23 protein-coding genes are annotated in these 23,241 nt (G+C 64.9%); 8 read left to right on the plus strand and 15 right to left on the minus strand.

Annotation, left to right across the window (positions count from 1 at the left end; all coding sequences use genetic code 11):
• Nucleotides 1-328 precede the first annotated feature (328 nt).
• From O9K63_RS00435 to O9K63_RS00470, 9 genes are all read right to left on the minus strand, one after another.
• Complete coding sequence (locus tag O9K63_RS00435; RefSeq protein ID WP_277239767.1) at nucleotides 329-1,003, minus strand: sugar transferase; 675 nt, start codon at nucleotides 1,001-1,003, stop codon at nucleotides 329-331.
• Complete coding sequence (locus tag O9K63_RS00440; RefSeq protein WP_277239769.1) at nucleotides 996-2,129, minus strand: DegT/DnrJ/EryC1/StrS family aminotransferase; 1,134 nt, start codon at nucleotides 2,127-2,129, stop codon at nucleotides 996-998. Before O9K63_RS00440 ends, O9K63_RS00435 begins: the two co-directional genes overlap by 8 nt.
• Before the next feature lie 50 nt (nucleotides 2,130-2,179).
• A complete protein-coding gene (locus O9K63_RS00445; RefSeq protein WP_277239771.1) occupies nucleotides 2,180-2,689 on the minus strand; it encodes an acyltransferase in 510 nt (169 codons plus the stop codon).
• Nucleotides 2,689-3,774 carry a glycosyltransferase gene (locus O9K63_RS16835; RefSeq protein ID WP_431190337.1) on the minus strand — a complete coding sequence of 362 codons (1,086 nt, stop codon included), beginning with the start codon at nucleotides 3,772-3,774 and terminating at the stop codon, nucleotides 2,689-2,691. Before O9K63_RS16835 ends, O9K63_RS00445 begins: the two co-directional genes overlap by 1 nt.
• Nucleotides 3,710-4,894: an O-antigen ligase family protein gene (locus O9K63_RS00450; protein WP_277239773.1), complete on the minus strand. Its 1,185-nt coding sequence runs from the start codon at nucleotides 4,892-4,894 to the stop codon at nucleotides 3,710-3,712. Before O9K63_RS00450 ends, O9K63_RS16835 begins: the two co-directional genes overlap by 65 nt.
• Nucleotides 4,888-5,922, minus strand: coding sequence for a glycosyltransferase family 4 protein (locus tag O9K63_RS00455; protein WP_277239774.1), 1,035 nt, complete (start codon nucleotides 5,920-5,922; stop codon nucleotides 4,888-4,890). The genes O9K63_RS00450 and O9K63_RS00455 overlap by 7 nt, the downstream gene beginning before the upstream one ends.
• A gap of 25 nt (nucleotides 5,923-5,947) precedes the next feature.
• The gene (locus O9K63_RS00460; protein ID WP_277239776.1) at nucleotides 5,948-7,153 is read right to left on the minus strand and encodes a lipopolysaccharide biosynthesis protein; all 1,206 of its coding nucleotides are present in this window, start codon (nucleotides 7,151-7,153) and stop codon (nucleotides 5,948-5,950) included.
• Nucleotides 7,134-8,879 (minus strand): polysaccharide biosynthesis protein, encoded by a 1,746-nt coding sequence (locus O9K63_RS00465; RefSeq protein ID WP_277239779.1) that lies wholly within the window; start codon nucleotides 8,877-8,879, stop codon nucleotides 7,134-7,136. Before O9K63_RS00465 ends, O9K63_RS00460 begins: the two co-directional genes overlap by 20 nt.
• A gap of 199 nt (nucleotides 8,880-9,078) precedes the next feature.
• Complete coding sequence (locus O9K63_RS00470) at nucleotides 9,079-10,533, minus strand: polysaccharide biosynthesis tyrosine autokinase (RefSeq protein ID WP_431190338.1); 1,455 nt, start codon at nucleotides 10,531-10,533, stop codon at nucleotides 9,079-9,081.
• A gap of 50 nt (nucleotides 10,534-10,583) precedes the next feature.
• Here O9K63_RS00470 and O9K63_RS00475 point away from each other — a divergent pair, with 50 nt between their 5' ends.
• Nucleotides 10,584-11,171: a low molecular weight phosphatase family protein gene (locus O9K63_RS00475; protein ID WP_277239783.1), complete on the plus strand. Its 588-nt coding sequence runs from the start codon at nucleotides 10,584-10,586 to the stop codon at nucleotides 11,169-11,171.
• Here O9K63_RS00475 and O9K63_RS00480 read toward each other — a convergent pair.
• Both O9K63_RS00480 and rfbA read right to left on the minus strand, forming a co-directional pair.
• Nucleotides 11,164-11,607 carry a PGPGW domain-containing protein gene (locus O9K63_RS00480; RefSeq protein WP_277239784.1) on the minus strand — a complete coding sequence of 148 codons (444 nt, stop codon included), beginning with the start codon at nucleotides 11,605-11,607 and terminating at the stop codon, nucleotides 11,164-11,166. The genes O9K63_RS00475 and O9K63_RS00480 overlap by 8 nt on opposite strands.
• A gap of 118 nt (nucleotides 11,608-11,725) precedes the next feature.
• Entirely contained in the window at nucleotides 11,726-12,592 is an 867-nt protein-coding gene (gene rfbA, locus O9K63_RS00485; RefSeq protein WP_277239785.1) for a glucose-1-phosphate thymidylyltransferase RfbA, read from the minus strand.
• A gap of 34 nt (nucleotides 12,593-12,626) precedes the next feature.
• Between rfbA and O9K63_RS00490 the strand changes: the two genes are divergently transcribed.
• The 6 genes from O9K63_RS00490 to rfbB all read left to right on the plus strand — a co-directional run bounded on the left by O9K63_RS00490 (nucleotide 12,627) and on the right by rfbB (nucleotide 17,440).
• Entirely contained in the window at nucleotides 12,627-13,463 is an 837-nt protein-coding gene (locus O9K63_RS00490) for an SGNH/GDSL hydrolase family protein (RefSeq protein ID WP_277239787.1), read from the plus strand.
• A gap of 99 nt (nucleotides 13,464-13,562) precedes the next feature.
• Nucleotides 13,563-13,877, plus strand: a complete 315-nt coding sequence (locus O9K63_RS00495; RefSeq protein WP_277239788.1) for a hypothetical protein — start codon at nucleotides 13,563-13,565, stop codon at nucleotides 13,875-13,877.
• 275 nt (nucleotides 13,878-14,152) lie between these two features.
• Nucleotides 14,153-14,563 carry a helix-turn-helix domain-containing protein gene (locus O9K63_RS00500; RefSeq protein ID WP_277239789.1) on the plus strand — a complete coding sequence of 137 codons (411 nt, stop codon included), beginning with the start codon at nucleotides 14,153-14,155 and terminating at the stop codon, nucleotides 14,561-14,563.
• Between the two features lie 24 nt (nucleotides 14,564-14,587).
• Nucleotides 14,588-16,003 (plus strand): bifunctional dTDP-4-dehydrorhamnose 3,5-epimerase family protein/NAD(P)-dependent oxidoreductase, encoded by a 1,416-nt coding sequence (locus O9K63_RS00505; RefSeq protein ID WP_277239791.1) that lies wholly within the window; start codon nucleotides 14,588-14,590, stop codon nucleotides 16,001-16,003.
• A gap of 147 nt (nucleotides 16,004-16,150) precedes the next feature.
• Nucleotides 16,151-16,426: a hypothetical protein gene (locus O9K63_RS00510; RefSeq protein WP_277239793.1), complete on the plus strand. Its 276-nt coding sequence runs from the start codon at nucleotides 16,151-16,153 to the stop codon at nucleotides 16,424-16,426.
• Nucleotides 16,427-16,447: 21 nt separating this feature from the next.
• Entirely contained in the window at nucleotides 16,448-17,440 is a 993-nt protein-coding gene (rfbB, locus tag O9K63_RS00515; protein WP_277239795.1) for a dTDP-glucose 4,6-dehydratase, read from the plus strand.
• A 170-nt stretch (nucleotides 17,441-17,610) separates the two neighbouring features.
• Here the strand turns inward: rfbB and O9K63_RS00520 are convergent, their stop codons facing one another.
• The 3 genes from O9K63_RS00520 to O9K63_RS00530 form a co-directional block, all read right to left on the minus strand.
• Nucleotides 17,611-18,117: a GDYXXLXY domain-containing protein gene (locus O9K63_RS00520; protein ID WP_277239797.1), complete on the minus strand. Its 507-nt coding sequence runs from the start codon at nucleotides 18,115-18,117 to the stop codon at nucleotides 17,611-17,613.
• Nucleotides 18,114-19,349 (minus strand): DUF2157 domain-containing protein, encoded by a 1,236-nt coding sequence (locus O9K63_RS00525; protein WP_277239799.1) that lies wholly within the window; start codon nucleotides 19,347-19,349, stop codon nucleotides 18,114-18,116. The genes O9K63_RS00520 and O9K63_RS00525 overlap by 4 nt, the downstream gene beginning before the upstream one ends.
• An 87-nt stretch (nucleotides 19,350-19,436) precedes the next feature.
• Nucleotides 19,437-20,702: an NRAMP family divalent metal transporter gene (locus O9K63_RS00530; RefSeq protein ID WP_277239801.1), complete on the minus strand. Its 1,266-nt coding sequence runs from the start codon at nucleotides 20,700-20,702 to the stop codon at nucleotides 19,437-19,439.
• Nucleotides 20,703-20,914: 212 nt separating this feature from the next.
• Here O9K63_RS00530 and O9K63_RS00535 point away from each other — a divergent pair, with 212 nt between their 5' ends.
• On the plus strand, nucleotides 20,915-21,868 hold the full coding sequence (locus O9K63_RS00535; RefSeq protein ID WP_277239803.1) for a hypothetical protein: 954 nt from the start codon (nucleotides 20,915-20,917) through the stop codon (nucleotides 21,866-21,868).
• A 116-nt stretch (nucleotides 21,869-21,984) separates the two neighbouring features.
• Here O9K63_RS00535 and O9K63_RS00540 read toward each other — a convergent pair whose 3' ends face one another.
• Nucleotides 21,985-23,178: an integrase core domain-containing protein gene (locus O9K63_RS00540; RefSeq protein WP_277237754.1), complete on the minus strand. Its 1,194-nt coding sequence runs from the start codon at nucleotides 23,176-23,178 to the stop codon at nucleotides 21,985-21,987.
• Between the last annotated feature and the right edge of the window lie 63 nt (nucleotides 23,179-23,241).

Below are 23,241 nucleotides of genomic sequence, written 5' to 3' on the forward strand. Positions count from 1 at the left end.
GGCACGGAGTCGGGCCTAGTAGACCTGTTAGCGGCAGTAAGCCTCTGTGCGAGCGTAAAGATTTTGATGGGACGATGAAGCAGTACGTCGATTCCTGCGATAAGCCAGCCCATCGGGTTGGCAACCAAGAGTGCCCAGGCCCGCCCACTTAAGGGGCCGGAACCTGCAACAAACCCAACTATGTTGCCTTCTTTGAGGCAAACTAGGGTGACTCCATCGATCTTGATGTATGCCCGATAGAGTTGCTCAAGAAACCGTGGACCAAGTGAGGTCAAGAAAAACCCTTCGAAGGCTGCAGCGTGCACGTTTGCCATGACTTTGGCATCTTCTAAGACCGCTTCTCGAACTCGTGGATGCACGATTCGGCTCCTAGCCTTTCGATAATTCGCTGCCGAGCTTTGTTGCTAACTGCATGGAGACCCATGAGCCTAGCGAGAGTACCAAAGAGGATAGCCATATCGGTGGCGGTCGTCGCAGTCTCGGCATACTTCACGTACATGCAACACTTGAAGGGAATGAGAACTTCTTCGTAGTACGTGTTGGGCCGAGCTTGATTGGCCAGCAACGCGCCCTCGTCGATGAGTAGCCAACTTGCCGGGTCGGTTATTCCTGGTCGCACGGACAACGAGATGCGCCGCGATGCAGTCGGCCACTTAGCCACGTAGTACGGAACTTCAGGTCGTGGGCCGACAAGTGACATACTTCCCCTGAGGACGTTCCAGAGCTGGGGGATTTCGTCCAACTTAGTTTTTCGTAGTATGGCTCCGACGCGGGTGATGCGGGGGTCGTCCTCACCGGTAAATAGCGGCCCGGGCGAGCCAGCGCGCATGGATCGAAACTTCAGGATCTCAAATGTTCCGCCTCCGCGACCGACCCTCTCCTGAACATAGAACACTGGTTTGCCTTCGACCACTCGCAATAAGAGTGCGAGCAGCAGAAGTAGGGGGCTAAGCAGAACGAGGGCCGACCCGGCAGAGAGGACGTCAATGGTCCGTTTAACCATGGCACCACTCTCGTACGGCGGAAATGACACGTTCCACCTGATCATCTGACATAGCTGAAAAGATCGGAAGCGACAAGGCTAGCTCAGCGCACGCCTCAGCATTGGCCACGTCGCCCCAAGTCCAGCGTGCATTAGCCTCCCAAAAAGACAACCTATGCAGGGGTGTAAAGTGAACCGAAGTACCTATGCCCTTCTCCTTCAAAAAGCGAGCTAACGCATCTCGACCCCCCTTGCGTTTTGAGGGGATCTGTAGAACGTACAGATGCCAGGCGTGTAGACCCTTGCTGGCTGTCATGGGAGGCGCACCCAGTTCCAGGGCCGCAAATGCGGATGAATAGCGTCTTGCGATTTCGCTGCGTCTCGCCAGCATCTGTTCCGACCGAGATAGTTGCACACGTCCTAGTGAGGCTGCAATATCGGTCATGTTGTATTTGTATCCAGGTGCGATGACGTCGTAATTCCACCCTGAAGTGTTACCTCGGTAGCGATCGTAGACATCGCGGTCGATTCCGTGGAGACGCATGGTTCGCATTCGTGACGCCGCGTCGGAGTCAGGGGTTAATACCATTCCTCCCTCGCCGGTGCACAGGGTCTTAGTCGCGTAGAAACTGAAGACGGTTGCGAAACTTCCGCCTGCACCAACCATCTCGCCTTCCGTGGAACGTGCAGGAAAGGCGTGCGCGGCATCCTCAATCACGTAAACTTGAGTGGCTTGGGCGAATTCGGTCAACGCTTGCGAACTCAACGCTCTGCCCGCGAAGTGCACTGGAATGATGGCTTTGGTGTTACTGCTCATTACCCGACTGGCGGAATCCAAGTCAATGTTCAATGTTTGCGGATCAACATCCGCCAAGACCGGAGTCGCCCCAAGATATGCGCACACCTCAGCAGTTGCGGTGAAGGTCCACGTAGGTACGATCACCTCATCGCCAGGGCCAATGCCTGCGGCCTCGAGGGCCAAATGTAGACCGGCGGTTGCGGAGTTAACGGCCACTGGGACCGGAGGCGCGTGTCCTCCGTCCACGAACCTGGCGAATTCAGCCTCAAAAGCGGCTACTTGCGGACCGCTAGTGAGCCAGCCAGAGGCCACCGCCTCCGCGACGGCGGCCGTCTCTCGCTCGGTCATGTCGGGAACTGCAAAAGGTATTGCCGACTCGTGCGTGGACACTAGATCCATCACACCTTTCGCTGACGGATAATGCGGGCGGGATTGCCGACTACGGTGGCGCCGGGCGGCACGTCTTTAGCGACCACGCTGCCAGCTCCAACTGCTGCCCCTCGACCAATGGTCACACCAGGAAGGACGATTACCCTACCGCCAAGAAAGACATCCTCTTCAACGAAGATTTCCCCGCGAGTCGATACCTCATCTCGGAAGCGTCCGTAGTCCTTGGGGACAGGATGATCTCCAGTTATGAAGTAGCAGTATGGGCCCATTGTCACATGGGGACCGATATGAACGCCGCCGCTCAAGATGGAACCTTCACCAACGCCGCCGTGATCCGCGACCGAACAGTCCCAACTGAGACGCGCGTGACGGTTGATGTTGGCCTTGCGGGACACATGAGCGAAGTGTGAGGCGCAGTAGGCGCGGAAGGGGCGCAATGGGCGAACCCAGCTTGGGAACCGCGATGCAACCAGTTGGTAGAGGGCCCACCAGAACAGTCTCTTAGGTGTGTACTTCATTATTTCTCCTTTGTGCCTTTGATTACTTCGCGCCAAAGAACGCGGACAGACTCTGTGTCTGGAACGGACTGGGCCGCGCCTCGAGGTAGGGACAACAACGAGCCTAGCTTGTCTGAGAACCCCTCAGGATCATATGGGTCGCTGACTACTACGTTGTCTGGAAAGGAGTCCATCAGTTCCATCATGGCGTTGTTCTTGACGCCGAGCACACGGCACCCGGCAGCGAGCGCCTGTAATGCGACATTCGGCATACCCTCAAATAGGGTCGTGTTGAGGAGGACTCTATGCCTCGCGCATACTCCTCTAACGTCATCAACCCAGCCGAGGTTCACAGTATTCGACGGAGCTGAAGGTAGTTCCCGACCGATCACAGTGAAACGTGCCTTCGGGTATCGGTTGGCAAGATGCAGCAGCAATTGCTGGCTCGCTTCGGTCGCATCCTTGCGGTGGTACCAAAGGACGTCGCCACTCACGCCTATATTACTCGCGGAGCTGGCGCAGTCTGTAACGGCGTTGGGAACGTAAAACCGTCCACTGAGCGTCGACGGAAGATGTTCTTCAGCGTCCCGAAGGAGATGACGTCCCGGCGCAACTAATGTTGCACCCTTAGTTATCCAGCGCATGTGTAGCCTGGACGGCCATTTCTGAGATCGTGCGACCGGTTCGCTCCGTGCCCCCATGCGCGCCCCGCCGGTGAGTCGAATGATATGGCTTGCTGACGTACTACGAGCAGCGATGCTAGCAGCAGTGGACGCAGCTCCAAGTTGGAGACTGAGTACAGTCTCCGGCTTGGCTTGTATGGCACGGATGGTTCCCACAGTTAGAAAGTAGATTTGGCCTAGCGCCTTCAATCGACCACGGAAAAGGGGTGGCCAACCAACACGAACCACTCGGAGTTCCTCGGGTGTGTCGTGGACGTCCTTAGGTAATTGGGCGCCAGTATTGCGAGTCACTACACTCGTATCGATATCTTCGTGAAGGCTGCCCAGTACCGTCCGCAGCTGGCGTTCAGCGCCACCTTCAACGGGATAGAAACTGCTGGTAAGAAGAACGAGCCGGTGGCGCCGTTGGGGTGCACTCTTCATTCCCTGATTCCTTATTGTTTTTAGGGCCAATTCCGATCGCGGCGGCCAGGATGAGCCAAGAGAGAGGTTGGTGGTGCAAATTCTGTACGAGTTGGAGGAGGGCGAGGGCGAAGAGGCTCAACTGAACCGGATGGCCAAAAGGAAGTCGAGCAACCCTACTAATAGCAATAAGGAGGATGGCCAACCACATAAGACCAGCAAGGACGCCCGCTTGGGCCATAAGCGCTAGGGGGGTAGAATGCGCGGAGCCTTCAAGGCCGAGGCCCGATACATGCGTTGCTCCACTGCCGAATACAGGCGCGTTGGAGATGGTCTCGACAGCCGCATAGTAGTACGGCAATCGATCGCCCAAAGTGGTCAAGTCGCTCTGTACTAGGTCAGTAGCGGACAAATTGTAGACGACGAGTGCGAATGCGACTCCAATACTGATTAAAGCCCAAGGAAAGAATCTCCGCGGGAGTTGGCTGGTGAGCCATAGGAGTGCAGTGATGGCAATTGCTATCATCCCCTGTCGGGACTCCGACAGGAAGATGGAATGACCTGTGACGATTACCAGTGCTAACTGTTTGAGGCCAGCGAGGTGACGACTTCTTTTCAGGGTCGCGAGGCCGAAGGGAAGCATCAGCGCGACGCCGAAGGCCAGGCGGTTGGGATTCCCACTCAGAGCTGCAAATCGGGATGCCTGGTCCGTAATCAGGTACTGCAACCAAGCCGCTCCGATGAAAACGATGTAGACGCGCCCAACTGCCTCAACCATGCGGTCGACGGAAGATCTTGCCACGAACACAACTGCGATAAGCGACGCAAAAAGCGCATAGAACACGCCTGCCCCGGCCGCACCACTGCTGGCCGAGCCAATCCATACCAAGAGGGCGGAGAGGAGGCCGACAGTTCTTAGCCGACTGTAGACATCACCGCTTGGCATTCTGGTGATGAGGAATCCGCCTAGCCCTGCGCCCATGAGAGCATAGCCAATTGCAATGAGGTTACTATGCACACCGCCAGAGAAGGACAGGACGATGCCCGTTCCGAACAGCAGACTGGGAGTTAGTAGCGCCACGTATAAGCAAATCAGGGCACCAATAGAGAAAATTAGAATAGGTGGGCCGAAGGTCAGCAAGGGCTTGGCGCTTCGCGATTACGAAGAACGTTGTCCAAGAACGCGCAACTGTATGCCGTCAAAGTCCACGAGTTTGTGATGCGGACCCTCTCTGGAGCATCGAGTGGGGCGGAGGGTGCAATATCGAGCAAGGCTTGGGTGACCTCGTCCATGCTGGGTTCTGGAGAGAGGAGGCGGTGAACCGTGCCCTGCAATACTGAGTCTGTTGAACCGACGTCAGTGGCAATGATTCTGCATCCTCGAGAAGCCGCCTCAAGCAGAACGCGAGGGACGCTTTCACTTAGCGACGTGTGGAGGACAACGTCGACCTCGTCGTAGTCCGACGGTTCCATGGTGTGATTAGTTATCGCTTGTACTCGCGCCAGTTCTGGAATTTCCCACCGAGCCAACTCGCTCGGGAGCCACTCTGCGCTATCTGTATAGATGATCAATTCTGCACGGATGCGGCTAGAGAGAAAGGCACGAACGCCTAATACTTGATTCTTTTCCGGTCGATGGTTTCCTATCATCGCAATCCGGAGGGGCCGCTTTGTCCGCGGAGTAAGCGTGGAGAACCACTCGTCCGGAAGTGCTGGGGGTAGTACGTGAATCCGTTTCGCCGCGATCCCATGGGCTATGAGATGTTCCTTCACCGCCTGAGAGTTGGCGAGGAATTTGTTACCGGCTTGAGTCGCTCTATCTAGGGCATGCCACCACGTCGGCCAGTTCATGTCTAGTCCATTCCTGGCGTTGTACAACGAGCCAGATATGATTCCTAGCACAGAGAGGGCTCTCGCCGGGAGAGTCATCCTCATCCCGTATGTCACGACTGCGTTCGCGTTTATCTGGGAGCAGCGTTTCAGGGCGGAGGTGACGCTCTTTTCTGGATGCAGTGTCGTGAAATGCTTTTTGAAGAACTGGCTGGCCGCGGAATTGCCGCTAGACACGTTCACTGCTATGACTTCGGTGCCCCTGCTCCTCAGCAGCGAGGCGACCTCGCCAGCGCGGCGTTCTGATCCGCCAATGCGGTCGGTCCTAAAGAGGAACACGAGGCAAGAGTGACGTTTGCCCGAATTAACTGACGGGATGGACTGGTTCCGGGTCATGATTAGTTCGGTCCTTTCCAATGAAGTACTTGAGAGCGAATGTGGTCATCGCCAAACATGAGACCGACCAAGCTGCCGCGATTCCTACCTCTTCGAGGGGCCGCATAAGAAGAGCGGTCGTCATGAGGACTGCCACTCCAAGAATGGCTAGCTTCGTGTAGTCTTTGGCAGAACCTGTAATTCGAAGGTGCGTTATTGCGACCTGCACAATGCTGTAAGCAACCACACCAGGGATCGCTGCGTACATAACGGGTATAGATTTCGCGAAGTCGGCGCCAAACAGCGGGACGATGGCGTAAGTTCCGACTCCCGCTATGAGTGCCCCGGAAGCTGTTGCTAATATTGCTGACTGCAAGAGGCGTCGAGTGGTTCGGTCGGGTCCCGAGCCCGACGCTTCGTGGAGTGTTTGATGGGCTACTTGCTGGGGGATGACATTGGCCAGCATCGCTAGTGACGTGCCGACGGAATAGATTCCTGCTGAGCTGGCGCCCAAGAGCCAGGCAGCGATGAGTACGTCGGCTTTAAGTGTCGCTGTATGAAACAGCCTTCCCACTTGCCATTCGCTCGATGTTCGGAGGACGGCCTGGAGTGGGACTACGCCATCTTCGACGTCTGAGTGATGCTGATCCGAGATGATCAGCGGAAGGGCGATTAGTGTGAGTGGTGTTAGGAAACTGAGTGCAGTGGCAGCAAAGATGTTACTTGAAGTAAGGGCATCGAGGTGCGCCAATACCAATACACCCGAGCCCAGTGTGAGGGGTTGAAGGACGCCAGTCCAATTGGCGATGGCGGGACCTCTGAGTCCAACGAGAACCACAGTCGTGATGGTCATAGCGGCATGTACTGTCGCTCCAGCGACAAGCCAAAAGACTTTCGAGTCGTAAATTGCGGCCGTAATCGCCGCTGCGCTAGACAGAACCAGAAACAGAATGGTTATAGTGAGGATAGGTCTTAGTAGACCTATGGGAATGGAGGATTCGCGGCGCACCCGCAGTGCCTGTTGCCCGATATCGAAGTTCAGAACAGTGGAGCCTAGGATGACAGCGGCGGTATATGCGCTTGCTACCCCTTTAAGATCGGGTCCTCCGAGCCTTGCGATCAAGATCCCGACGCTGATGCCCAAGCCGAGGGCAAGAAGCCGCAGCCCTGACGCCCTAACGAGTGGCGTGAACATCTGCTGGGTACGCGCACTGGCGCATCCAAGCGACTGCGGAGTGTCTGGGACTAGTCGTGGACGCCAGCAATTGGTCGGCAGCAAGGCTCGGGACGTCGACACTTGATACAAGCTCGTGAGCAGTGGATTCGATGGACTCCCCGGGTGTAAAGAGCTCTTCGGACATCTTCTCACCAGGACGCAGGCCGGTATAAATGATCTCGATGTCCTTCTGCTGCGACAGGTCGATGAGTGTTTTGGCCACGTCGACGATTTTCATCGGCTCGCCCATATCGAGCACCATGACTTGACCATCGCGCCCTATGGCGGCTGCTTGGAGCACGAGCTGACATGCCTCTGGAATGAGCATGAAGTATCGCTCGACGTCGGGGTGGGTTACTGTGATCGGACCGCCTCGCTCAATCTGCGAGGTGAAGGCCGTGATGACTGATCCGCGGGACCCGAGGACGTTGCCGAATCGGACGCTGACGTAGGTGTGATCGTCTATGTCCGCGAAGTAGGCCGTCAGCCGTTCTGTGACCCGCTTGCTGTAGCCAAGTACGCAGGAGGGGTTCGCCGCCTTGTCCGTCGATACGTTGACGAAGGTGGACACGCTGGCGGTGTGCGCCGCCCGCAGGACATTGAGCGTGCCGAGCACATTGGTCTTCCAGGCCTCCTCTGGGTACATCTCAAGGAGGGGTAGGTGCTTTAGCGCTGCCGCGTGGAAGACGACATCGGGACGATGATGTTGGAAGACCTCGACCATGCGGTCGGCGTCGCGGATATCGGCAAGGACGACGTCATCGGACTCGAGGAGCCCTTGTCCCGTGACGGACAGTTGGGTGCCGTGCAGCGCGGACTCATCACGATCGAGCATGATGAGCCGACTGGGCCCGAACTTGCCGATCTGGCGACACAACTCGGATCCGATGGAGCCTCCTGCGCCCGTAACGAGGACGGTGCGTCCGGAAATGGTGTCGGCGATGGCGGTGGCGTCGAGCTCGATCGGGCGACGCCCCAGGAAGTCAGCCAGATCAAGACTGCGCAGGTCGCTCCCACCGACCGGGCCCAGGATCTCGTCAGCACGGGGGAGGATCAACGTCGACAGGCCCGCATCCTCTGCGAGGGCGCGTAGGGTGCGCACCAACTCGGCGCTCGCGCTCGGAACTGCGATGGCGAGCGTGGTCGCTTCCGTCTTCTCGGCGATGTTCACGAGGTCCGGCGTGGCTCCGAGGACGCGGACCCCGTCGATGCGCATCCTGCGCTTGGACTTGTTGTCGTCGATGAGCCCGACGGGGACCATGCTTCCCGATGGGTCCCGGACAAGGGTGCGCACGAGCTGGCGACCCCCTTCACCGGCTCCGAACACGAGGACTCGTTGCTCCGCTGCCGAGGAGGGAGCGATGTGCGAGCGAGCAGTACGCAGGACGAAACGTGCGCCGAACATCCCGATCAGCGCCACCGCGCCAGCCGTGACGGGGAGGGATCGGGGACCGAGGTTCCACGGCCCGAACACGGTCACGACCTGCAAGGGCAGCGCCCACAGCGCGACTGTGCGGGTGAGGTCGATGATCTCCTCGTAGGAACCCCGAAGGTGACCCACGGCATATGGGCCGGCAATGCCGCCCAGTAGAAGGTGAGCGGCAAGGGCGATCAGCGCGAGTTGAGCGATGGGAGCCGAAAACGTGGCCGCCGGGTTGAAGTCATACCGTAGCCACGCTGCGAGGAACACGGCGGTGGTGAGCACGAGGAGGTCGACGAAGGCCCACAGCCACCGGCCGGCTCGTTGACCCGCCGGCGGTCGAGGATTACGCGAAGACACCGATGACCTCGACATTCTCATTCATGCTGTTCGGCACGCGTCCTTCGTCCTCCCTGGCCTCGTGGCGTCGCGTCGAGAGTCCTTCGGCCCCTCGTCGCGGAATCTATCAGTCGCGCTCATGGGCTCATCGACGGCTGTTGGCCAAGCGCCTCTCGCGACCTTGCTTGCGCGCCGCCCGCGACGTCGGGTGGTGCTCCTCGGCGTAGTAACCGTAGTAACCGCTGCCGTAGCCACCCGACGAGGCGTGCCCGACGCGGTTGAGGACCAGGCCGAGGAGCGTGTTGTCGACAGCGCATAGGGACTCGAGGGTTGCCTTGAGCTGCTCCTTGCGCACGATGGTCGTCCCTACGAGGACGATCACACCGTCGACCTTCGTGCTGAGGACCACGGCATCCGTGACGGGCAGGACCGGTGGGGTGTCGATGAGCACGTAGTCGAACCGGACGGACAGCTGCGCGAGAACGCGACTCATGGCCTCGGACGCGAGGAGCTCGCTCGGGTTCGGTGGGATCGCCCCTGCCCCGATCACCTCAAGCCTGTCAGCGCCGTACGGCTGGAGCACGTCGTCGAGATCCGCCCGGTCGATGAGGACATCGGTCAGTCCAGCAGAACCCTCGAGGCCGAGGTACTCCAGCAGTCGGGGGCGGCGCAGGTCGGCCTCGATGAGACATACGCTGGAGCCGGACTGGGCCAGAGTGAGCGCGAGGTTCGCGATCGTCGTGGACTTGCCCTCGCCTGGGATGGAGGAGGTGAGCATGATCGTCCGGGGATGGTTGGCGGCGTCCACGAACATCAGGTTGGTGCGCACCGCACGGAAGGCCTCGGAGCGCGGTGACGACGGGTCCGACTGCACGATGAGCGGCTCCTTGCCGGCACGCGGGTCGTAGTGAACCGCGCCGATGACCGGCTCCTCGGTGACCTCATCGACGTCCTCGTCGGTGCGCACCGTGGTATCCACCATGTGGCGCAGGACGGCCAGACCGACTCCGAGCAGCAGGCCGAGGACGAGCCCGAGTCCGAGATTGCGCACGGGAACAGGGCTCGTCGGGGTCTCACTTGTGACCGCCGGCTCGACGAGAGTGACCTTGATCGGCGACATGCCGGACCCCTCCGGTGTCTCCACCTCGGCAACGACCTCGGGGAAGGTCTCGCCGATCGCGTCGGCAACCGCCTCGGCGTGCGTGGGCGAGGAGTCGGTAACACTCACCTCGATCAGGACGGTGTCCGGAGGAGTGGTGACCGTGATCTGCTCCGCCAGGTCCGCGCTCGTCTCCTCGCCACCGAGCTCGTCGATCACCGGGTTCAACGCCCGGGGGGTAGTCAACAGCGAGGCATAGGACTTCACCCGCTGCTGGGTGAAGGTGCTTCCCTGCTGCAGGGCCGTGCTGTCCTCGGCGCCAGAGACCGAGACGAAGAACTGCGTGCTGGAGGTGTACTGCTTCGTCTGCAGGGCGGTCCACCCAGCTGCCAGTCCGACGACGACGAGCGTCGTGATGACGATGGTCATCCATCGTTTGCGAACGATCCTCAGGTAGTCCTGCAGCTCCACGAGCTTGGTGCCTCTCGATAAGTTGGTCACACGGCAACCGCGAGTGTTTCACAACGGAGGCATTACGGCAGGATGTGCCCATGAGCGTGCGCATCCTGACCATCTGCACCGGCAACATCTGCCGCTCGCCATACGCCCACCTGGCGCTCCAGCACGGACTCGACGCGGTCCGGCCCGGTGCCTTCGAGGTGGCCAGCGCCGGCACCCACGCGATGATCGACAACCCGGTCGACCCGGGCAGCGCGCGCATCCTGCAAGGGCGAGGCATCATCCACGACGACTTCGCGGCCCGCCAGATCACCGAGCGGATACTCGAGGACGTCGACATCGTCCTCCCGCTCGAGGTCGCCCACCGCAAGATCGTGCTCTCCTACTCCCCACGCCACCTCAAGCGGGCATTCACCCTCAAGGAGTTCGCTCGGCTGCTCGACTCGGCCGATGCCCGCGAGCCGTGGACCCAGCGCCTCGCCGGCATGGGGACGCCTGAGGAGCGGTGGGCGGCGCTCCCTTCGCACCTGGCGCGTGAGCGCGGGCTGAACCGGGCCGAGGAGGGGGCCGATGACATCGCCGATCCCTACCGGCGACCGCAGGAGGCCTTCGACCAGATGGCTGTCGAGGTGGATGCTGCTGTCGATCGGATCGTGGCGTTTGAGCGGCAGTTCAGCTGAGGGCAGTCTCCGGGCCGTCACTGCGGAACCGTCGCCAGCTGTAGATCATCAGCCCAATGGCGACGATGCCGGAGAAGATCAGTGTGGAGCCTGTGCCCCAGCCTGCGAAGAGCCACCACCTGTCCGGCAGCGGCCACCAGCCGGGTGCGGGCGGGTGGATGCCCCACACCGCTCCCACGGCTATGACCAGGAGCGCACCGCACAGCGTGATCAGGGCCCTGGGTGCCGACTGCACGCTCTCCGCGGCGGCCTTGAGTGCGGCCCGCCGGACCGGCTCGACCCGACGGCGGGCCCACTCGTATTGCTGCGACAGCAGGAGGAGGCCGGCGGCGAGCGCCAGCAGTCCTGGTCCGGGGAGGACCAGGGCTGCCACGCCGACGACGACGAGGAGCCATCCGAGGGTGAGCTTGGCGATGCGTTTGGTTTGGTTGGTCATGGTGCTTCTTGGGTTGGGGTTCGTGATTGCGAGGTCGTGATTTCGAGGCTCGCCCGCTGCGCGGACTCGCACCTCAATCACCGGGGTGCGCCTCAATCACTAACCGGTTCCTCGCACCTCAATCACCGGTGAGGAGGTCGAGGAGGTAGCGGCCGTAGCCGCTCTTGATCAGCGGCTCGGCGCGTGAGCGCAGGCCGTCGTCGTCGATGAAGCCCATCCGCCAGGCGACCTCCTCGGGGCAGCCCACCTTTAGGCCCTGCCGGCTCTCGAGGGTGCGCACGTAGGTGCTCGCGTCGTTGAGGGAGTCGAAGGTGCCGGTGTCCAGCCACGCCGTGCCGCGGGGGAGGACCTCGACGTGCAGCCGGCCCTCGTCGAGGTAGGCGCGGTTGAGGTCGGTGATCTCCAGCTCGCCCCGCGCCGAGGGCCGCAGCTGCCGAGCGCGGTCGACGACGGTGTCGTCGTAGAAGTACAGACCCGGCACCGCGTAGCGGCTGCGCGGATTCTCCGGCTTCTCCTCCAGGGAGGTGGCCCTCCCTTCGCCATCGAAGTCCACCACGCCGTAGGCGCGCGGGTCGGCGACCTGGTAGCCGAAGATCGCCGCCCCGTCGACGTGCGCGAACCGGCGCAGCCGGGTGCCCAGCCCCGGCCCGTAGAAGATGTTGTCGCCGAGCACGAGCGCGGCCGGCCCACCGGCGAGGTGCTCCTCCCCGATGAGGAAGGCCTGTGCCAGTCCGTCCGGGGAGGGCTGCTGCGCATACGTGATCGAGACGCCGAACTGGTGGCCGTCACCGAGCAGCCGCTCGAAGTCGGGCGCCTCGTGCGGAGTCGTGATGACGAGGACGTCCGTGATCCCCGCAAGCATCAGCGTGCTCAGCGGGTAGTAGATCATCGGCTTGTCGTAGACCGGCACCAGCTGCTTGGAGACGCCGAGCGTGATCGGGTGCAGTCTGGTCCCGGTCCCCCCGGCGAGGATGATCCCGCGCATCCCTCAAGGTAGCGCCCCGCAGTAGTGTGCCGCCATGGCTCGCTCTCCGGATCGCCGCTCGTCCGCCCTGGCGCTCGTCGTGGCCCTCGTGCTCCTGGTGCTCGTCGTGGGCCTGTGGGCCTTCGTCTTCCTCGACCATCGGCAGGCATCCTCTGCCCAGGCGTCCACGACCGGCAGCGGCGCGGGTTCCTCGTCCTCCGGCGAGTCGAGCAGCTCCCCGAGCCCGGAGTCGAGCAGCTCCGATGGCGACGAGGGCGCGGCCGAGGGGGAGTGGAGCATGGACGACGCGCGCGAGGCCTTCGCCGCCGACGGGTCGCGAGTGCTCGTGCTCGGCGACGAGACCGGTGACGGCTGGGACGAGTGGGCCTTCCTGCTGGCGGAGTCGCAGGGCATGCCCGGGGCGATGTGGATGACCCAGACGGAGAACGGCTACAGCGGGGTCACCGAGGACACGCGGCTGTGGTCCGGCGGGATGACCGAGGCCACCGCCGACTACCCGGTGGAGCACTGGGACCCGATGTGGCCCTCGGCCGACCCGGACCTGGTGCTGCTGAGCTACGGGCACCACTACTCCTCCGAGGACGAGGCGACGCAGTCCATGGAGGAGCTGCGCGCGGCCATCGCCGAGGAGGCCCCGAAGACCCCGATCGTCGTCGTCCTGCAGAACCCGCAGGCCGACGACGCCAACGCGTCGGTGCGCGAGGCGATCGCCGGGTGGGCGGAGGAGTCCGGGCTGCCGACGATCGACGTGGCGGCCGCCTTCGCCGAGTCCGACCAGCCGCCGGACAATCTGCGGCTGGACGAGATGCACCCCTCGACCGCCGGCTCGCAGCTGTGGGCGGAGACGGTGGAGGAGGCGCTCGCCGGCTGACGCGACGTCCCGCGAGTTCGTGTCGCGCACGACCGATAGCGACAGCCCCGGCTGTCGGCACCCGCTGACACGCTTCCTTCCACCCGAGAGAAGGAACGAATGGGCATGGGACGACGACGGTGGGTAACCATTGCCGATCCGGTTGGCCTGCGATCGTGCTACGACCCGTGGGGCAACCCCGGGTTGGGCGGTGAACGGACACTTGCCGGCCAGCCGAAGGCGATGCTGACCGACTTGGAGACGCTGAGCGGACTGGTCTCAGACCTCGAGTTCACGATGCTGCGGGCGGAGCTGCGCAAGAAGTTCAGCCGGGCGAGTCAGGGGAAGCTCCGTCTGACGCGCAATGAGCATCGCGAGGAGGTCGTTCAAAGCGAACGCCAACGCAGGATTCTTGAGATACGCCTCAATGACTGACAGGAGCGCCCGCCCGGCGCTGGGGCATGGAAGATCCGCTGCTACTACTCCGAGCCCGCACATCAACAGCGCATGTTGCTGGCCCTCGCAATTCATGCAAAGCCACCTGGGCGCTCGGGTCTTGATGAGCAGAACCGTCGCATGGACGAGGCCTCGGACCGCTTGGACAACCATTACTCCTGACCCGGCAGAAGGCGCCGTACGGGTTCCGTACACATGACTTATCAGTCATACTGGCACCTTGATCGAAGGGGCGACGAGCGTGAGGAGGCGACATGGACCTGGACGAGATCTTCGGAATTGACCAGGAGGACGCGACGGCCCGATTGGCTGCTCTCCTGGTCGACGAGGACGAGAGGCTGATCGACCGCCTCATCGAGATGCGTCGAGCCGCCGGCCTGAAGCAGAGGGACGTTGCCGAGCTCCTTGGCATCACCCAGAGCGCGATCGCCAAGTTTGAGTCCGCCGAGCGCGACCCGAGGCTGAGCACGGTCCGAAGGTATGCGTTGGCGGTTGGCGCGGCCGTGCGGCATGACGTGCAGGCGAACGAGGAGACGACTGATTCCGATGTGCCCGTGCGGGGTTCGCGCCCGGTGAAGACCGAGGCCAAGAAGAAGTCGGTCAACAAGATGTCCGGTGGGCGATTTGCCCAGCCGACGAGAGCACGGCGACGTCCGGTCGGCTGACGCGGGAACAGATAGCCTCCGATCATGGCGATGCAGCTCGAGCACACCGAGGTCCCCGGACTGCTCGTGCTGCGTATGCCGGTCCACCGGGACACGCGCGGCTGGTTCCAGGAGGCCTGGCAGCGGGAGAAGATGACCGCGCTCGGGCTGCCCGACTTCGGCCCGGTGCAGCACAACGTCTCCCACAACGCCGTCCGCGGGTCCACGCGCGGGATCCACGCCGAGCCGTGGGACAAGCTCGTCACCGTCGTGCACGGGGCGGTCTTCGGCGCGTGGGTCGACCTGCGCGAGGGGGAGACCTTCGGCGCGACCTTCACCACCGAGATCGCGCCGGGTACCGCGGTCTTCGTGCCCCGCGGCGTCGGTAACTCCTACCAGGCGCTCACCGACGGAGCCGTCTACTCCTACCTCGTCAACGCGCACTGGCGCCCCGACCTGACCTACACCGCGCTCGCCCTCGACGACCCCACCGCCGCCATCGACTGGCCGATCCCGCTGTCGCAGGCCGAGATCTCGCCCAAGGACCAGGCGAACCCGACCCTGGAGGGGGTCACCCCCTTCGCCCGGCGTCGGCCGTTGATCCTCGGGGGGAGCGGGCAGATCGGCTCGGCCCTGCGCGCGCTGCTGCCCGATGCGCTCGCGCCCACGCGCGCGGAGCTGGACCTGACCGACCGCGCGGCCGTGGCCGCCCTCGCCCTCGGCGAGCACGACCTGGTCATCAACGCCGCCGCGATGACCGCCGTCGACGCCGCCGAGAGCGACGAAGGGCGCCGCCTGGCCTGGCGGCTCAACGCCGAGCTGCCCACCCAGCTGGCCCGCCGCGCCGCGAGCGAGCGCTTCACCCTCGTGCACTACTCCACCGACTACGTCTTCGACGGGCAGACCGAGGTCCACGACGAGGACGAAGCCCTCGCCCCGCTGTCCGTCTACGGGCAGAGCAAGGCCGCCGGGGACCTCGCCGTCACGCTCGCCCCGCGCCACTACCTGCTGCGCACAGCGTGGGTGGTCGGGGACGGGGCCAACTTCGTGCGCACCATGGCCCGCCTCGCGGACGAAGGGGGTACCCCCGCCGTCGTCGACGACCAGCACGGGCGGATCTCCCTCGCCTCGGAGATCGCGGCGGCGACGCTGCACCTGGTGGAGCGCTCCGCTTCCTTCGGCACGTACAACGTCACCCAGGCCGGTGAGCCGTTGACCTGGGCGGGGGTCGCCCGGGAGGTCTTCGCGCTGCGCGGGCGCTCGCGGGAGGGCGTCACCGGGATCAGCACGCAGGAGTACGGCGCCCCGGCGCCGCGGCCGCGGCACAGCACCCTGTCGCTGGACCGGTTGCGCCAGACGGGTTTCCAGCCCGTCGACCAGGTCGAGGCGCTGCGCCGGTACGTGGCCTCGGGGCTCGCGCCCGGGGACGCCCACGCCCCGGCCACCGATTCAGGTGTCTGAGGGGCAGGTCAGAAAACTTACTGCTCTCTTACCCTTGATTTACCATTCAATGTACTCCAGAGTAGGAGTGCACCCCCGCTGGGGAAGAGCGGGGGTGCACTCACGGGCCGCCCAGCCGAGGGCGGTCGGAAGGTGCGGAAGGTGGACATGGCGCGGTCGACGCAGGGGCCGGACCTCCAGCTGAGCCTGGTCACGCCCATCGCCGCGATCTTCGCCGCGCTCATGGTGGCGCTCGGCTCGTACGGTGTGGTGACGGACCTGGCCGACACCTCGGGCAGCGAGCGGTCGTTCGGGTTCTCGGTGGGGAGCGACGACAGCGCGGCCACCGCCGGTTCGCTGGTCGGCGATCGCCCCGGCGGGGCGGACCCGAAGGCGATCGAGGCCCTGCACGAGGCGATCCTCGAGCACTACCGCACCCGCTGACGGCCGACTAGCCTGAGCGGCATGCGGGTGCTCGTCACCGGGGGAGCCGGGTTCATCGGGAGCAACTTCGTGCACCGGACGCTGGCGACCCGGGACGTCGAGGTGACGGTGCTCGACGCGCTGACCTACGCGGGGTCGCTGTCGTCGCTGGACGGGGTGCGGGATGACGTGCGGTTCGTCGAGGGGGACGTCGCGGACGCGGCGCTCGTGGACTCGCTCGTGGCGAACTCGGACCTGGTGGTGCACTTCGCGGCGGAGTCGCACAACGACAACTCGCTCGCCTCGCCCGGGGCCTTCGTGCAGACCAACGTCGTCGGGACATACGAGCTGCTCGAGGCGGTGCGCCGGCACGGGGTGCGCTACCACCACATCTCCACCGACGAGGTCTACGGCGACCTCGCGCTGGACTCGCCGGAGCGGTTCACCGAGGCCACGCCGTACAACCCCTCCAGCCCGTACTCCTCGACGAAGGGGGCCTCGGACCTGCTGGTGAGGGCATGGGTGCGTTCCTTCGGCATCGAGGCGACGATCTCCAACTGCTCCAACAACTACGGGCCGCGCCAGCACGTGGAGAAGTTCATCCCCCGCCAGGTCACCGAGGTGCTCGACGGACGCCGTCCGCGCCTGTACGGCGACGGGCTCAACGTGCGCGACTGGATCCACGTCGACGACCACAACGACGCGGTGTGGGCGATCGTCGACCGGGGTGAGGTGGGGGAGACCTACCTCATCGGGGCCGACGGCGAGGTCGACAACGTGACCGTCGTGCGCTCGGTGCTGTCGCTGATGGGCCGCTCACCGGAGGACTTCGAGCACGTGCCCGACCGTGCCGGCCACGACCGGCGGTACGCGATCGACTGGTCCCGGCTGCGGGAGGAGCTGGGGTGGCAGCCGCGGTACCGGGACTTCGAGTCCGGGCTCGCCGCGACGATCCAGTGGTACGAGGCCAACGAGCAGTGGTGGCGCCCGATGAAGTCGGCCACCGAGGCGAAGTACGCCCGCACGGGGCAGTAGGCGCCGGCCGGGCCCCCCTTCGCCCCGGTCGATGTAATCCCGCGGCTACGGAGGCGCGGGATTACATCCAACCGAGTACACGGGGCGGCGCAGTGAGCGAGGGCGGCCACACGGTCCCTGAGGTGCGAGTTCGCGGAGCGAGCGAGCCTCGAAGGGACAGCCCCCGAACCTCAGGGCGACTCCCGCACGTCGACGAGGGCGGCGTGGCCCCACCTGTCGACGCGGACCTCGGCGTAGGCCCCGTCGGCGAGGTCGCCCTCCATGGCCAGCGCCTCGTCCTGGGGCAGGAACCAGCTGTCGATGCCGCACCGGACGTTCCACGAGTGGTCGTCGCAGGCCAGGTACGGGGTGTCCGAAGGGCGCTCGCGGAGCCACTCGTCCGCGACCCAGACGTCCCCGTCGCGGCGCAGCGTGATGTAGACGTCTCCCGACTCGCCGTCGTCGAGGCTCCAGGCGCCGGGTGGCATCTCGCCGGAGGCCGGGTCGGGTGGCGGCTGCAGGTCGGGGTAGCCCAGGCTGACGTAGGCCCCGCGGAAGGGGTCGATCAGGTCGATGGGTTCGACCCGCAGGACGTGGCTGTCGCCGATGAGCCGCGCCGAGAGCTGGGGAGCGACGGCGACCCCCACGAGGACCAGCTGGGCAACCGCGATGGTCGCGACGGTGGCGATGCGCTTCATCGCTGCACCCCCTCGTCGGAGCCCGGTCCGGTGACGGGATCGAGCGTCTTGGCCATTCGTCGGCGAGCACGGTCGAAGAGCAGCCCGGTCCCGAGGAAGACGACGCCCAGGACCACGAAGAGCAGGGCCCCCGTGACGATCGGCGCGAAGACCGCGAAGCTCTGGAAGGTCGTGAAGGCCACGAGGGCCGCCATCGCGACCCAGTTGAGCGCGCGGTGCTCGCGCAGCACGTCCAGGGCGAGGAGGGCGACCGCCAGACCGACGTAGGCCACGACACTGAGCACGGCGTGCGCCCACTGGCTGGGCCCGACGTCGCTGATGTCCGTGCCGGTGTCCCACAGGGCCAGCAGCACCGCTGCGGCGAGGACGACGAAGGCCCCCACCGGCTCGATCCACGCGTGGTCGGGCCGGCGCACCGCCAGGGCGACCGCCACGATGCCGAGCAGCACGGCCGCGATGAGCTCGACGATCAACCACAGCGACCAGTCGAGCCCGTCGTAGATCCCCGGGATCGCCGCGACGAAGAGGGCGGCCAGGGCGAGGGCCGCGGCGACCAGTCGCCACCCCCACGCGAAGGAGCGGACCCAGCCGTCGCTGAGCACCGCGAGCGAGGCGGTGACGACGGCGCCGGCGCCGAGGGAGATGACGCCGGCCATCGCGCTGCCCTCGGTCCACAGGGGCTGCCAGATCCACCACTGGACGCCGGTCCCGAGGCCGACGAGGAAGGGCATCGTCGACTTCGTGAGGTGGGCGTGCAGCAGGGCGCCCAGCGACCACAGGCCCACCAGCGTCGGCTCGTACGCGGGCACCTGCAGCGACTGCGCGGCCTGCATGATCACGGCACCGATGCCGAGCGCGGCGAGCAGCCGGATCGCTCCCACGAGGGGAAGGGGGGCGCGGCGCGCGGCGAGGACCTCACCGCCGATGAGGAAGGCCAACCACAGGGCGACGACGGCGATGAAGCGGGTCATCGGGCTCAGCTCGTCGAGGTTGGAGGCGACGAGCCAGATCAGACCGACGCCGACGAAGGCGCCGCCGAGCAGGAGCATGATGCGTCCGAGCACGGACGAGGCGGACGAGCCACCGCGGACGTCGTACCGACCGGTGATCCTCTCCGCCTGGGTGGCGTCGATGACGCCCGAGGCCCGCCAGTCGGCGACCTCCGCGCGCAGCCAGTCGAGCTGCTGGCGGCTGACCTCACGCGGCGCGCTCGCGTGGGATGTGGTGTCCATGGACAAAGCATGGCCCCTCGCCGGCGGCTTGCCCATGAGTACGGCGCCCCAACCCCCTTCGCCCGTCGTGCGTGGGGTGGGGAGGACTCAGAGCAGGCCCAGCTCCGAGACGAGGAAGAGCCCGCCGAAGCCGACGAGGAAGGCCAGACCGGCGTACGCGAGCACGCGGATGCCGACGGAGAGCCGGCGCTCGCTGCGGATGATCGAGAAGTTCAGCCAGGCGAAGACCGGGGCGGTGAGGAAGGCGCTGATCATCGCGAAGCGCAGCATCGTGCCGAGCTCGGCGCTCATCCACACGACGATCGCCAGACCGACGCCGGCGATGCCGGTGATCCACAGGTCCTTGTGGCGGCGGGTCATCTCCGAGCGGCCGCTCAGCAGCCGCAGGGACTCCGCACAGGCGCGACCGTAGCCGTCGACGACGGAGATCACGGTGCCGAACATGACGGCGAAAGCGATGACGGCCATGATCGGGGTCGCCCATGCGCCGATGGCGTCCCCGTACATCGACATCAGCTGCGGGATGTAGGCGCCGCCGGCCAGCTCGAGCTCCTTGCCGCTGCCGTACTGGACGAAGACGCCGAGCCCGACGAAGAACACCGCCAGGATCGTCGAGACGACGTAGCCCATGTTGAAGTCGAAGAGGACGTCGCGGGTGAGGACCGTGCGGTCCTCGGCCTTGGCCTTGACCCACAGCGAGTTGAGCGCGCTGATCTCGATCGGCGCGGGCATCCACCCGACGAGCGCGACGAGGAAGGGGAGGGTCGCGAGGTTCCACGGCGAGGGCTCGACGAAGTCCGGCTGGCGCACCGCGCCCTGGCTGGCGGCCATCACCACGGCCACGACCGTGGAGAGCGCCAGCACGCTGAGGATGACCTTGGTGACCCCGTCGAGCGCCTTGTAGTGACCGCCGACGAGCAGCAGCCAGGTGATGACCATCAGGGCGCCGGCCAGGACCGGGACGCCGAGGCCCCACGACGCCGGCACGAGGTAGGACAGGATCACCGTGCACAGCAGCGCGACGCCCGCGGTCGAGACGACCGACGACAGCGCGGCGAGGACGAAGAAGACCCACAGGTAGACCCGGCCACGGCGCGCGTAGCCCTCGACGAGGCTGTGGCCGGTCTCGGCGGTGTACTGGGGCCCGAACCGGAAGAAGGGGTACTTCAGCAGGTTGGCCAGCAGGATCAGCCCGACGAGCTGCCAGCCGAAGAGCGCGCCCGCCTGGGTGGAGGAGATCAGGTGGGAGGCGCCGATCGCGGCCGACGCGGCGAGCAGGCCGGGGCCGAGGGCCAACCACCGGCTGCGCCAGGTCGATCGTGGTGTGACATGGCTCTCATCGGTGATCGTCATGCGCGGCACCGTAGCAGCGGGGAGGCCCGCGGCCCGCATCCGCGGGAGTCGCCCCCGCTCCGCCGGGTCGATGTATTCGTGCGTGGTGGGATGCGCGGGGATACATCGACCCAGGGCGGCTCGCTGTCCACAGCCGGACGTCGTGCTGGCTCGTCGTCCCCAGCTGCACGGGGTCGGGTCCATCGTGACGAGGCGGCCAGCACGGTGTTCCCATGCCACCTCGCGAGACCGCCATCGAGCGTCACCGCCGCGTGCTCGCTGCGTCCGAGGAGACCGGCTTCGTGCTGAGTCGGCGACGTCTGCGTGAGCTCGGGGTCACGCGTCACCAGGCCGACGCCCAGGCCGCAGCGGGGCGGTGGGTCAGGCTGGGGAACCAGACATTCGGCATGCGCGACGCGCCGTTGGACGATGACGCTCGGTGCTGGCGTGCGGTGTGGGAGACGGGCGAGCGGATCGCCCTCGTCGACGGGGCGTCGGCGCTCCTGGCCGCGGGGCTGAAGGGATGGACCGAGGACGTCGTGCACGTGTCGGCCATCCACAACCACGTGGTCGCCCCGATCGACGGGGTGAAGATCCACAAGGTGATCCGTCGTGTCGAGGACGAAGCGGTCCGAGTCGGCATACCGAGGACGACACCTGCCGTCGCGGCGATCCGAGCCGCACACTGGGCCGTCAGTGATCGACAGGCGGCGACGATCCTCGCCATGCCGGTGCAGCAACGCCTCGTGACCGGGGAGCGTCTCGTGGCCGCGCTCGAGCTGGTGCGGGGGCGGACACGACGGGCCCTGATCCGTCAGCTCGTGATGGACATCGTCGACGGGGCGCAGTCGCTGGGCGAGATCGACTTCGCCGCGGCGTGCCGCAAGCGGGGGCTGCCCGTCCCGAGCCGGCAGGTCATGCGAAGGGGGCCGCGCGGACGGGTCTACCTCGATGTCTACTTCGAGGAGTACGGATTCGTCGTCGAGATCGACGGGGCGGGTCACCTGTGGGGGTTGGCCCAGGTCGACGACAACCTGCGTGAGAACCAGGTCGTCATCGACGGTGACAGGGTGCTACGGATCAATGTCGTCGGGCTCCGCCTCAACGAGGAGACCGTCATGGACCAGGTGGCCGCCGCCCTTCGCTCCGATTGGGCCCAGGACAACCTGGCTCGCCGGCGCCGCTGAGCTGGGGGACCGGCGCGGAGAGCCGGCACGTCGCCCGGTCGATGTATTGGTGCGCCTCCCGGGACGTGTCCTGTGAAGGGACATGTCGGACAGTCGTGAAGGGACATGTCTGACAGTCAGGGGCGTGCTTCGACTCGATAGTACGTGCGGCCGGTTTTGGGCGTGGTGATCTTGTCCGGGTCGAGTTGGATGTGTCCCAGGATGCGTTCTTCGTGGAAGAGGACGGCGTGGTCCTGGTCGATGAGGTAGTGCAGGGTCGCGCCGGCCCAGGCGACGCCGAGGCTGACCCGGGCTCCGGGCAGGTCGAAGTACCCGGCCGGGGGCAGAGTGACCTCACGCACGAACTGGCGTTCCTTGAGCTGCTCAGGGTCTGGAAGGGCCTTGTCGGTGGCTGCGTAGCGCCGCGCGGGCGTGCTTCCGGCGATGCCCTGGTGCGGGCGTTCGGTGTTGAAGATCAGGTCGTAGGCATCGAGCAGGCGTTGCAGCTCGGGTAGGTCCGTGGCGCGCTCACGCGCTCTGAGCCACTGCTCCAGCGTCTGCCACTCGCGTTCCTTCTTGCCGTTGGTCTGCGGGTGCTTGGGGCTGGAGTTGATCATCCCGACCCCGATGCGGTGCAGGCGAGCCTCCAGGATGGAGTAGCCCCCGCCCTTGATCAGCCGGGCGGTGAAGGCCGTGCTGTTGTCGCACTGGATGAACGCCGGCTTTGCGTGGCGGTCCATAGCGGCGACCATGCATTTCCAGGTGTCCTCGCCCGTTTCGGCGCTGGCGGCGCGTGAGGCCATCAGCATGCGGGAGTGGTCGTCCTGGAAGCGCAGCACGACGCCCTTGCCCTCGGTGAGCTTGACCTCGTGCCCGTCCAGCTGCCACACCCCGTTGGGTTTCATCGCCTCGAAGCGGCGGTAGCTGGACTTGGGCCGCTTGGACGGTGTCGGCTCGGTGCGCCCGTGGTCGGTCAGGATCTTGTGGCAGGTGCGCGCCGAGGGGACCTCCACGCCCGCCAGGGTGAGCCAATCGTGCACCGACATGGCCCCGCCGTCCCAGCCCTCTGCAACCAGCTCGTCGTGCTTGTCGAGCACCGCCGCGACCGTGTCAGCGTCCGTGGCCCTGGGCGAGTTGTTCGGCCGCCTCGAGCGCGGGATCAAACCTTGAACGCCCTCTTCGCGCATCCGGCGCCGATACCGGTAGTACGTATCCCGCGAGATGCCCTGCTGCTTGCACAGCTCGCTCACCGAGGTCCCCGAGGCATCCTCCAAGACAGCGTGAGCACCGACCGCCAACCGAACTTCCACCGAGACCGCCTGCTGACTCATGCAGCCCATCTTCCGGGCCGCTACCGAGCCCCCGGTTGTCAGCGATGTCTCTTCACATACCTG

This window comes from Janibacter cremeus (assembly GCF_029395675.1).
GTDB classification, from domain to species: Bacteria; Actinomycetota; Actinomycetes; order Actinomycetales; family Dermatophilaceae; genus Janibacter; species Janibacter cremeus_A.